The organism is Candidatus Aminicenantes bacterium, assembly GCA_011049425.1.
Lineage (GTDB): Bacteria > Acidobacteriota > Aminicenantia > UBA2199 > UBA2199 > UBA876.
The window spans coordinates 1-11,833 of record DSBM01000117.1 but is presented as its reverse complement, the minus strand read 5'-3'; the positions used below and the strand labels follow the sequence as shown (position 1 = coordinate 11,833).

The 11,833-nt window shown below is 53.2% G+C and carries 10 protein-coding genes; 8 read left to right on the top strand and 2 right to left on the bottom strand.

The window, feature by feature from the left end; all coding sequences use genetic code 11:
* Positions 1-226: 226 nt before the first annotated feature.
* Positions 227-670, bottom strand: a complete 444-nt coding sequence (locus ENN40_07715) for an Hsp20/alpha crystallin family protein (GenBank protein HDP95230.1) — start codon at positions 668-670, stop codon at positions 227-229.
* 279 nt (positions 671-949) lie between these two features.
* Between ENN40_07715 and ENN40_07710 the strand changes: the two genes are divergently transcribed.
* The 6 genes from ENN40_07710 (at position 950) to ENN40_07685 (ending at position 8,719) form a co-directional block, all read left to right on the top strand.
* Positions 950-2,317, top strand: a complete 1,368-nt coding sequence (locus tag ENN40_07710) for a glycosyltransferase family 2 protein (protein HDP95229.1) — start codon at positions 950-952, stop codon at positions 2,315-2,317.
* A gap of 411 nt (positions 2,318-2,728) precedes the next feature.
* Positions 2,729-3,424 carry a response regulator transcription factor gene (locus tag ENN40_07705; GenBank protein HDP95228.1) on the top strand — a complete coding sequence of 232 codons (696 nt, stop codon included), beginning with the start codon at positions 2,729-2,731 and terminating at the stop codon, positions 3,422-3,424.
* On the top strand, positions 3,421-5,157 hold the full coding sequence (locus ENN40_07700; GenBank protein HDP95227.1) for a HAMP domain-containing protein: 1,737 nt from the start codon (positions 3,421-3,423) through the stop codon (positions 5,155-5,157). The genes ENN40_07705 and ENN40_07700 overlap by 4 nt, the downstream gene beginning before the upstream one ends.
* A gap of 135 nt (positions 5,158-5,292) precedes the next feature.
* Positions 5,293-6,309: a hypothetical protein gene (locus ENN40_07695; protein HDP95226.1), complete on the top strand. Its 1,017-nt coding sequence runs from the start codon at positions 5,293-5,295 to the stop codon at positions 6,307-6,309.
* A 435-nt stretch (positions 6,310-6,744) separates the two neighbouring features.
* On the top strand, positions 6,745-7,788 hold the full coding sequence (locus tag ENN40_07690) for an NYN domain-containing protein (GenBank protein HDP95225.1): 1,044 nt from the start codon (positions 6,745-6,747) through the stop codon (positions 7,786-7,788).
* An 88-nt stretch (positions 7,789-7,876) separates the two neighbouring features.
* A complete protein-coding gene (locus ENN40_07685; protein HDP95224.1) occupies positions 7,877-8,719 on the top strand; it encodes a hypothetical protein in 843 nt (280 codons plus the stop codon).
* Between the two features lie 79 nt (positions 8,720-8,798).
* Here ENN40_07685 and ENN40_07680 read toward each other — a convergent pair whose 3' ends face one another.
* Entirely contained in the window at positions 8,799-9,002 is a 204-nt protein-coding gene (locus tag ENN40_07680) for a hypothetical protein (protein ID HDP95223.1), read from the bottom strand.
* Positions 9,003-9,235: 233 nt separating this feature from the next.
* Here ENN40_07680 and ENN40_07675 point away from each other — a divergent pair, with 233 nt between their 5' ends.
* Entirely contained in the window at positions 9,236-9,856 is a 621-nt protein-coding gene (locus tag ENN40_07675) for a class I SAM-dependent methyltransferase (GenBank protein HDP95222.1), read from the top strand.
* Positions 9,857-10,128: 272 nt separating this feature from the next.
* On the top strand, positions 10,129-11,589 hold the full coding sequence (locus tag ENN40_07670; GenBank protein HDP95221.1) for a sodium/proline symporter: 1,461 nt from the start codon (positions 10,129-10,131) through the stop codon (positions 11,587-11,589).
* Positions 11,590-11,833 lie beyond the last annotated feature (244 nt).

Sequence of the window (11,833 nt, the reverse complement as noted above, 5' to 3'; positions counted from 1 at the left end):
GTCTCAGACCATGGGTCCCCGGAACCTACGTTTGCGTTCGCTTATGCTTTATGCCCTGCGGGTACTCATACTCACAACCGCTTACCAATTACCAATGTGTATTTACCCACACAAAACGTAATAAATCCCAACTTTTCAACTTTCTGTTTCAGATTATTGTGAGAAATGCGGGTTTAATAAAAAAAAAGGGCGGCCGCAGCCGCCCTTGGGTTTGCATGGATCGTCCCTACTTAACGGAAATCGGAATCGCCTTGGTTTTGGACTCTTCCACTTTCGGAACTTTCAGTTCCAGGATTCCATCCTTCATGGCTGCCGCGATCTTGGTGCCGTCAACATTCTTGGGAATGCTGAACGAACGTTTGAAAGTTCCGCAGCGACGCTCAATGCGATGGAAATTCTCTTTCTTGACATCCTTTTCTTCCCTGCGCTCGCCGGTGATGGTCAGGGTGTCTCCATCGAATTCCACCTTGACTTCATCCTTTTTGATGCCGGGTAGTTCAAGCCGGAACACGTACTCTTCCTGGGTCTCATAGATATCGGTTGCCGGAGTCCATGGCCGCACACCCAGGCCCTGCTCCTTGTCATGCAGAAATTCGTCCTCGAATAAGCGATTGATTTTGTCATGCATGTTAAGCAGGTCTCCAAAAGGTCTCCATCGTACTAAAGTCATTTTCGCCTCCTCTTTACCGCTGACAGCGGTTCTATTTTTTGCCCTATCAGGCTTGCATGATTAATATAGTATACCATCTGTGTTTTGTCAACTTTTTTATTATAATATCATCATAAATATCTTAGTGTTTGCTTATCATATAATAGATTCCGGCAACTCCGTTGCGGCCCGGCTATTTTGCGTTGTTGTGGAAAAGTTGTGTTCACCCATCTTTTTCTGCTATAATTCAATCGTCACCGTTGACGATTCCGGAAACAGACCCGGGGGTAAACCAAAAACATGTCCACACTGTATAGCAAAGAGGCCGCGCTGGTTCAGCAGAAGCGCCCGGTAAACTGGGAACTGCTTGAACCGTTGTTTCGTATCGCGGTCCTGGTCTTCGGCATTACGGTAATCTGGTTCGCGGTCCGGGAAAACATCTTTTTCACCTGGCGCGCCGCGGAGTTTTCCGGAACCCGGGGCGTCATTCTGCGCTACTTACTCTTTATCTCCGGACTTATTTTTGTATCTTCGCTGGTGGTTCGAACCTGGTTGTGGTTCCGTTACCGCCCCATTTCCGCCGCAGCCATCCCCGACTCAGACTGGCCCCATGTCACCATAGCGGTTCCCGCCTACAACGAAGGCATCGGCGTTTACCGCTCCCTGATATCGATTGCTGAAAGCGATTACCCGCCGGACCGGCTTCATATCATCGCCCTTGACGACGGCTCTCAAGACGACACCTGGATCCATATGCAGCGCGCAAAGGACCGCTTTCCCGGACGCATCCGGCTGGTGAGATTCAATCAAAACCGCGGCAAACGCGAAGGAATCTACCACGCCTTTCAATCTTGTCACACGCCCTTTTTTGTCACTGTTGATTCAGACACGCGACTGGAACCGAACGCCTTACGCGGCATCCTGGCGGCACTTATCCTGAAACCCGAAATCGCCGCGGCCACGGGTCGAATTCGTATCGACAACTACCGGGCCAACATTTTTACCCGCATGCTCAACGCCCATTTCGCCATGGCGTTTGACTACACCCGTGCCGTCCAAACCACATTTAAAAACGTGCTCTGCCTTTCCGGCGCTTTTTCGGCTTACCGACGCTCCGTTTTATCCGGTGTGATTGACCAGTGGCGGGAACAGACTTTCCTTAATCAGTCGTGCACCTATGGCGAGGATCGCAGCCTGACCAACCACATCCTGCGCTCCGGACAGGGCACCGTCTACCAGCAGAACGCTGTTTGTCACACCGTGGTGCCGGAAAAGCCGGGAAAAATGCTGCGCATGTTGACCCGCTGGGCGCGCAGCAATATTCGCGAAAGTGCGATTTTTTCCGGTTTCATGTTCAATCCCAGGCGCCGGGGCAACCGTTTTCTGCCGTTTTTTGAATTCTCCACTACCATTTCGCTGATCCTGCTACACTTCATCTGGTTTTACTTTTTTCTCTTTTCCGGCTTGATCAACAGTTCTTTCCTGTTCCGCGCCCTGGCTTATACCGTATTATTCGGCTTTTTCTACATGCTTTACTACATCCGCATTGAAGGCCACCGCGATTTCCCCTATGTCGTATTTTTCTCTCTTTTCAGCGCAGTCTGCACAATCTGGGTCTTTACCATAGCCGGTTTGACTCTTACCCGGCGAGGCTGGTCCACCCGTTAGTGATGAATAAAAGTTGAAGAGTTGACTAATGCAGGTAAGAAGTAAAAAAGAGTTTTTCATCGTGTCACCTTGCCACTCGCCATTGGCCTCTTGCCCATCAGGCTCTGAATAAAGAATAAGGAATAAAAAAGCCCCCCCCTGGCCACTGCGCAACTCGCAGAATATTAAAGGTTGAAAAAAGCATCACAAGGGTTTGCCTTATTGCTTTCAACTTTCGACTAATTTACCTCTTGCCGCTCACACGGGCGGTTCGCGACCTACCCCTGCCTGCCTGCCCGCCGAAGCCTTGGCGAAGGTGGGTCACCTTCTTTTCAACTCTTCTTCTCGGTTTTTTCATATTTTCTTAACAGACTTGAGATACCTTTCATTCTGGGTTATGTTGCACTCAGTAATCGCAGGGGAGATCAATCAATGGACAATCAGCAACCCGTTATCGCCGCCATTGAGGATGAACCGGACATTCAAGAGTTGATCCGTGTTCACCTCGAGAAAGCGGGATTCACGGTGAAGAGTTTTTCAGCCGCCTTACCGTTCTTTCATTACTTGCAGGAGGAACGCCCCGACCTGGTTCTGCTGGACTTGATGTTGCCGGATATCAGCGGCATTGAGATCTGCAAGAAAATCAAATCCAACCGGCGCTGGGAAGATATCCCCATTCTGATGCTAACCGCAAAAAGCGAAGAAGACGATATCGTGAGGGGTTTGGACCTGGGCGCAGACGACTACATGGTCAAGCCTTTCTCCACCAAGGAACTCACGGCCCGAGTCCGCTCGGTGCTGCGCCGCAGCCTCAGCGAAACCGGCGGCAGCGCTTCACGCATCACCGTGAATGATCGCTTCTCGATCGACCTGAACCGCCATGAAGTGATTGCCGGCAAAGACAGGATCCAGTTAACCCGAACAGAGTTCATTATCCTCAGTGTCCTGGCTGAGCGCCCCGGCTGGGTGTTCAGCCGCGAAAAGCTGTTGTCCCGCCTCTGGGGTGACGAAAAGTTTGTTATCGACCGCACCATTGACGTGCATATCAAGAACATGCGCGACAAACTGGGCAAATACGGCGACATGATCCAGAACGTGCGTGGAGTCGGCTACAAGATCGAGCCATGAAAAAAACCATCTTTTTAAAGACGTTCCGGACCGGTACACTCATATTGATCAGCGCCGTAGCCCTGATCACCGTTTTTACCTTTGCCAGTTTGAAACGCTGGCACAAGAACGATCTCCAGAATCATCTGCAACGACTGGGCCTTTCCCTGCAGCCCACGGTGATTGAAAAACTGGCAAAAGAACCGGGCGTCCTGGACGCCTGGGCCAAACAGATGGGCAAATCCATAAACGCGCGAATCAGTGTGATCCTTCCCGGCGGCAGTGTACTGGCGGATTCCAAGGCCATGCCGGATAACATGGACAATCATCTCGACCGGCCGGAAATATCCGAGGCCATGGCCGGCGATGCTTCGAGCCGGCAACGTTTCAGCCGCACCATCATGGCGGATACGCTCTATATCGCCCTGCCGCTGCAGTTAGAATCGGAAATCGCGGGAGTGTTGCGAATCAGTATGACCATGGAATCCATCCGCAACCTTCGACATGAACTCGAGGTGCGCGTTACCGCCATCCTGCTTTCACTTTTCCCCTTATCCCTGTTGCTGACCTATATCCATTCCCGGCGGATCTCACGCCCGATCCAGAGCCTTGCCCAAGCCGCCCGCATAGTAGCCGAGGGCGACTTTACACCCCGGGTTTACGTTTCTGACGGGGGCGAACTGGGTGAGCTGGCCACCAGTTTCAACCGCATGGTCGGCCGTCAATCCGATATGATTAATGAGATGGCCCAACAACGGAAACAATTGGAGACCATATTCGCCGCCATGCGCGAAGCTTTGGCCGTGATCACCCATGACGGCACCGTGCTCATGTCCAACCTGAGTTTCAACAAACTGGTCGACGATGAATCCCCCACCGGCAAGAAGTACTGGGAAGTACTGCGCAGCAGTGAATTTTACCAAACCATTCAATCCCTGATTGCCGCCCCGCGCAATCACTCCCGGGAAATGGAATCGGCGGACCGCAATTACCTGGTCAACTTCACCCTGCTTCCCGGTACAGGTGATTTCGTTGTCACTTTCCTGGACATCACCGAACGCCGCCGACTGGAGACCATGAAACGTGACTTTGTGGGCAATGTTTCGCATGAACTGAAAACCCCCCTGACCTCCATCAAGGGTTTTCTCGAAGTCCTGGAAGCCGAGGTCCGCGGGTCGGAAGGTCTGCGCTACCTGGAAATCATCCGCCGCAACGCCGATCGCATGATCCATATCATCCAGGACCTGCTTCTCCTCTCCCGCATGGAAGACAAGAGCTTCAGCCTGAATACCCGGGAAGTCTCTCTTTCGCAATTGGTGCGAGATACCGCACGCATGTTTGAAACCGCCGTTCACCGGAAAGGCCTGAAGCTGACGCTTGACCTTTGCGATAAGATGTCCCCGATCAACGGTGATTCCTCCCGCCTGGAAGACATGCTGGTCAACCTGCTTGACAACGCGGTCAAGTACACGGAGAGCGGCGGCATAACCGTTCGCTTAAAGGCGGAAGCTTCTCATGTGGTTTTGGAAGTCAGCGACACGGGAATCGGCATTCCCGCTGACCTTCAGGAACGGGTTTTTGAACGCTTTTTCGTGGCGGATGCGTCCCGCTCCAAGGAAAACGGCGGCACCGGATTGGGGCTTTCCATTGTCAAGCATATCGTGATGCTGCACGAGGGCGAAATCAGCATAAACAGCACCCCCCACCACGGCACCACCTTCACCGTGCGCCTGCCCCTGGCACCGTCCTCCTGACGCTCAATACCCCGCCATCTTTTCGGCGACTCAGCCATTTTGTTTTTGAAGTTTAACCCTAAATTAACCCTGATTTCATTGGACCTTCATCTCCCGGGATTACGATCCATTCAAATCCATTTTTCAGGAGGAATCATGTTAAAAAAAGTGACCCTGTTTTGTATTGCGCTTTGTTCGCTGGCTTCATTCAGCGTCATGGGGCATGCCGACGACATCAAGGGATACATACTCCCCGAATATTACATTACCGGCAGCAACCACAACGACGCCATCGACGGCCAACACGGTTTCTGGCTGCGCCGCATCTATTTCGGTTACAACACCGACCTGGGCAACGGCTGGTCGGCCCGTGTGCGCTTTGAGATGAATTCGCCCGCCTTTAAAGAGGGCACCATGGATCCGTACATCAAAAACGCCCATCTGGCCGGGAAGCTGGGAGGCGACCTGCAGCTGATCATGGGCATCATTGAGCCCCCCAGCTTTGATCGCATCGAAAAGTTCTGGGGCTACCGCTACATCGAGAAGACCGCCCAAGACTTTTTCAAATTCGCCTCCTCACGGGATTTCGGTGTGGCCCTGACGGGCAATACCAAGAGCGGCCTGGTCTACACCGTTATGTACGGCAACTACGGCTCCAACAAAGGCGAGGACAACAAGGGCAAGGCTGTGTACGGCCGTATCGGCTATGACTCCAAATCCCTGTTCCTGGACCTGAACGGCTACTATGCGGCCGACAACGGCAAGGACTACACCAACCTGACCCTCTTCGGCGGCCTGAAGGGCGACTGGGGCCGCTTCGGCGTGGGCTACCACTACCTGGACATTGCTCCGGAAACCGGCGATAGCACCAACAACGGCATCATCTCCGCCTTCGCCGTGGTGAACATGAGCAAAAAGTCTGAATTGTTTGTGCGCTACGACCACCTGACCAACGAGAATTTCAAAAACCCCGGCGGCTACGTGCCCATCGAATGCGCCAACTCCAAGGCCCGCTTCGTTATCGCTGGCATGAACTTTAGAATCCATAAAATGATCCAGTTCTCACCCAACGTCAAGTACGTATTTTTTGGTGAGGGTGACAGCGGGATCAAGCACGACAGCGATTTTTATATCAACCTGACCGCCAAGATCGATTTCAAGACCAAGATATAAGCCGTAATTCAAATCCACTCCCGGAGGGGAGAACCCCTCCCCTCCGGGATCCCGCCGTAATGATTACCCGACCCGCGTTGATCTTAAATCATTCGCCCAAAAAAATTTTATTTTTTCGATAGTTTTTTATCGTTTTTTGTTGCAAAGTGTACCTCATTGGGTTATAATCCATCTGATGATTGGAGAAGAGAACTTCTTGGCGCTGCACCAATCGCGAGCTGGCATCTGTACTTCGTGTTCTTTTACACCTAATAATCGAGAAATCTCTCTCAAATAACTCCCTCCCCCCCGGGTGCGGCAGGATCCCCCCCCTGCCGCACCCAACTTTTCGCTCCCCATGTTATCCGGCCTCTTTTTATGAATCTAATCTAGGGACTGGCATCCAAAGGCGTTTGGGAGTACAATGCCCCTATAGTTCAGATTCTGGAGAGACCCATGAACGAATCCATCGCCATTTTGTGGGACGTGGAGAACGTTACGCCCCACCACGATTCCATGTTTATCAACGGACTCATGGATTTTTCCAGTGAAAAAGGTCGTATCGCGGTGGCCATGGCTTACGGCGACTGGACACGCACCCACCTGAAAAAATCTTCCGAGATCCTGGCGGATCATTCTTTTGAAATGATTCACGTGCCCAAGTCAAAAAAAAACAGCGCCGACATCACTCTCATCACGCACGCCATTGAACTCATTTTTCAATATCCCCACATCCGTCATCTGGTTCTTGTCACCGGTGATGCCGATTTTCGCCCGCTTTTGCTCAGCCTGCGAAAACACGGAATCGAAACCATCATTATCTGCGATTCCAAAAGCGCCAGCGAAGACCTCTTAATGCTGGCCGATTCCTACAAAGATTACCGCGACCTGATTCCGGACACCCTGGACGAATCCGGGGGAGAAGAGTCCGAGACCACGCGTTTGTCCATGGAGGAAGCCGTTGCCTTGCTGAAGGAAGCGGCCCAGTTCATGGAAAAGAGCAAGAAACCCGCCCTGCTCGGTCCCCTCAAGGTCCGTGTCAAGTTGTTGAATCCGAATTTCGATGAACGGCGCCTGGGTTTCCGTTCCTGGAAGTCGTTTGTGCTCAAAGCCGTGGACCGGGATCCCCAACTGCACCTGGAAACAGCCGCCAATGAAATGGTGGTGCGCATCACCCCCGGAGAGAGTCCCAACGGTGACCCCCGCATCCGCCTCCCCTTCATCATATACAACCTGCTGGAAACCATTCACAAGAGCGAGGACAAGGACGACGCGGACTGGGTGGGCTACTCTATCGTGGCCCAGGAAATGAAAAACAACCGCATCGACATCCGCGAGTACGGTTTCTCAAAAATGCGCAAGTTGATGGAAGCAGCGGAAAAACGCGGCCTGCTGGAAACCCGCAGCGAAGACTGGAACTGGTACGTGCGCCTGACACCCGAAGGACAACGCTACTTTTCCTCTTCTTCTCCAGCCACTCACCGCCGCACCCGTCGATAAAACCATTTTTGCCGGGACCTATCCTGAGATATCCGCTTCGGATTTAGTATGCTATTAATTGGAAACCATTCTCCTGAAGGAGGCCTGCGTGAGCAGAATTGCGTCCCTGACTGCGTTAACCGTTATGTTGGTTCTGGCCGGCTGCAAAGCCGTGGAGCGCTCCTTTCCCCCACCCGTTAACGACGACCCGGACGATTCTGAGAGCGCCGCCATTGTTGTTGACCACCGACATACTGATATTAGCCGGATTCCTGCGCAGTGGATCCAAGCCGTACGGGGAACCGTGCGCGTGCACTACGCACACACGTCCCACGGTTCCCAGATCACTGTTGGCCTAGAACTCCTCGATGCTGCATTTCCCGAACTGGCCTTCTTTCCGGATTATTGCCGGGTACCCGAGGATAACCGCTATCTGCGCTTGATGGACGGTCAGATGGGGGACTGGTGCGAAACCTACGTAACGCCGGAATTATACTGGCAGGGAGACGACGGCCTGAACCTTACGCGCCGCGTGCTGGACCGTTTTGCCGTTGAAGTATCCGGCTGGGCCTGGTGCAGCCAGTTGGATTATTTTACCACTGAAGAAACCCGCCAATATCTGAATGCCATTTCCCAACTGGAAAGCGAGTATCCCCATGTGACTTTTGTCTACATGACCGGCAACGCCCAGTCTACGGAACGGAACCGTTTCGACCGCAACGAACAGATTCGCGATTTCTGTCGAGAAAATGACAAGGTCTTGTTTGATTTTGCGGACCTGGACTGTTGGTACAACGGTGAACAGCATATTGAAAACGGCGTGCCCTGTGAACACCCCCGCTATCATGGTGATGAAGCGGGTCACACCATTTTGGAGAGTTGCCGTCTCAAGGCCAGGGCATTCTGGTGGCTCCTGGCCCGGCTGGCCGGATGGGACGGCGAAGCCGCTTAATCCGCGATCCTGGCAGATCCATTTCACCCGTGATTATTCCGGACGGCACAGCCGGGTGCACCCGAATCCCGAGGTCCTGTCAGTCCTGTTCGCGTTTCGCTCTGCGCTTCTTTTTCTCTTCAAGGACCACGCCGATCAATATCATTAACACGCCCAACACAAACACGATATTTGAGGCAATATCCAGCGAAGTCGCCTCCTGCGGAGGCAACCCGATTGCCCGCACCAGGAAACCCGCAACAACCAACACAATGCCCGCGTAGAGAAAATTCATTTTTTTCATAACCGTTCACCCTCCCGATTTTTTACCTGCAACTGAAAGACCTGCCTTTTGCCTTAAACGATTATGAAACCGCCGCAAAAAAAGGTCAACCCGGAAATTTTATTATTCTCAATTGCCTGCGCACAAAAGAGGTTTGCAACTGTTAACTTGCCGTAAGGGCGTGGTTTTGGTATAATACGGGTGGAAAAAATGGTTCCGTGCCAAGGGGCTACGGCCCTACTCGCAGACAAACCGTGAAAAAAAGCGACATCATCCAATACTACGACGAAACGGGCCCAACCACGGCCGATGAATGGTATGCCAATCCCGTTCTTTTGCCGGTTATTCGCGACTTTATCGCCCGCATGGGGTCAACCCCGCGGGTCCTGGATCTGGGTTGCGGCACAGGACATGAATCACGGCGCCTGGTCCTGGAAGGTGCACAAGTAACCGGGATCGACATCAGCCCCGCATCCGTTGCCGTGGCCCGGGAACGCGTCCCGAAAGCCGACTTCCACGTCATGGATTTTCTGAATCTGGATGCGAACTTTGGGCCTTTTGACGGAATATTCGCCAGTGGCTCTCTGATCCATCTCTCGCCTGAATCCCTGCCTTTGGCCGGGGAAATAATCCGTAGCCTGCTGGTTCCAGGTGGTTATTTCCTGGCCATCATGCAGGAAGGATTATCGCCACGAACCCATTTTCCCAAGGTAGGTAACGACCGAATCCGGCGCACGGTCTACCGCATCACCGAGGCCGCCGCCCGTGAGCTCTTCACCAAAGCCGGGTTTGCATGGGACACGCGCCTTTGTCTGGACGCCAGCCTCAGCCGGGACCATTGGGCGGGCTTCCTTTTTCACCTACCCGCAGAATAAATACCCGTCTAAGGCGCAACCGCAGAAGTCACCCGTCCGGACACCTGCCAAATTTTTTCATTTAAAAGTTGGAGAGAGCCTCCCGCCATTTTGGTACTTGCAAACGGTAGAACGTAGAAGGTAGAAAAAAAGTAGGCTTCTTACTTTCGACTTTCAGCTTTAGACTTTCGACAGGCTCCTGTCTCCTGTCAGCTTCTTTTCAACACTTCATCTTTCCCCTTGAAATCCATTTTCGCCTTCCGCTAGAATAGGGACTGAGCAAGGAGTGTCTCATGGAAGCGCAAACCACCCAAATTCTGACCGTAATGATTGCCTACCTGAGCTTATTGATCCTCTGGGGGCTTTACCAGGGACGCAAGGTCAAAACCGGGTCCGATTACGCCATTGCCGGTCGCAACCTGCCCGGTTGGGCGGGCGCGCTATCGGAGCGGGCCACCGGCGAATCTTCCTGGGCCCTGCTGGGGCTTCCCGGTGCAGCCTATGCCACGGGCCTGACTGAAATCTGGACGGCCATTGGTTGCGTGGCGGGAATCATTACCGCCTGGGTCGCCATTGCCTGGCGCCTGCGAGATGAAGCAGAGAAATACGATGTAAACACTTTCACCGAGTACATCGCCAAAAAGCACAGGGAAGTAGGCAAAAAAATCCGCATGGTGGGCAGCACTACCATTGTCTTTTTCTTTTTCTTTTACGTAGGCGCGCAATTTCTCGGGGGCGGAAAAACGCTACACACCATGTTCGGTATCGACCCCCGGCTGGGAATGCTCGTCACCGCGTTGATCATCGTGCCCTACACGATTTACGGCGGCTTCCGCAGTGTTGTTTATACGGACGTAATACAGGCCGTAGTCATGATCACGGCCCTGGTGGTGGGACCCATTGTCGGTGTCATTTACATCGCCAACCACCCCGGATTGTTCGCAAATTCCATTGGCGGCGCCCTGTCCGCGGCCGGCCCATCTTTCAATTCCCTGACCGGCGCCGCATCGGGATTCGGCGCCGGCATTGTGATTGCCGCCGGATTTTCATGGTTCTTCGGCTACCTGGGTGGTCAACCGCAATTGAGCATGCGATTTATGGCCATCCGCTCCGCGCATCAGGCCAGGCAGGCCCGCAACATCGGCATCGCCTGGACCATTGTGGCCTACATCGGCGCCCTTTGCCTGGGATGGATCGGACTCGCCATATTCGGTCCCGGTGGCCTGAAAGACCAGGAATACGTGATGCCCGCGGTGATTCTTGAGCTGTTCCCCCCGACCATCGCGGCCGTCCTGATTACCGGAGCCATTGCCGCCATGATCTCCACGGCTGACTCCCTCTTGATCCTGTCGGCCACGGAGTTATCGGAAAACCTGATCAAACCCGCCCGCAAGCAAATGGGAAGTAAAGTGGACGGTTTGCTATACTCGCGGGTCATCACCGCCCTGCTGGCCATTGTGGCGTTGATACTGGCCTATTTCTCGCCATCCAAACTGATTTTTACCCTGGTCAGTTACGTTTGGGCCGGAATCGGCGGCACCTTTTCCGTGGTGATTCTGCTGTCCCTGTTCTGGAAACGCTTCCACGGCCGGGCCGCCCTGATTACCATTGTCGTGGGCATGGTTTTTACCATATTCTGGATCAGCAGCGGGCTGGACAAAGAGATCACCTCACGCCTGCTTACCTTCCTGGTTGCCGGTTCCACCGCCCTGGTCACAACCTGGTTCGTGCCTCCACGAAAGAAAATGGACTGACATGCCTGTATGAGAGTTGGAAAGTTGGAGAGATCGGGAGTTGGAGAGTTGGAAAGAGACTGTCAGTGTTCGCCCAGCGCCAATAGCCACTAGCCGATTTTTTACTTTCGACTTTTAACTTTGGTTCTCTTCCATTTTGTGTGGGTTTGCACGTCACTCTGGTTTAAAAAGGGAAAGGCTTTTGAAGAGTACCCTTTCGGGCATAAATCACCGCTCACCACTTCGGTCCAGACCCATTGCGGTC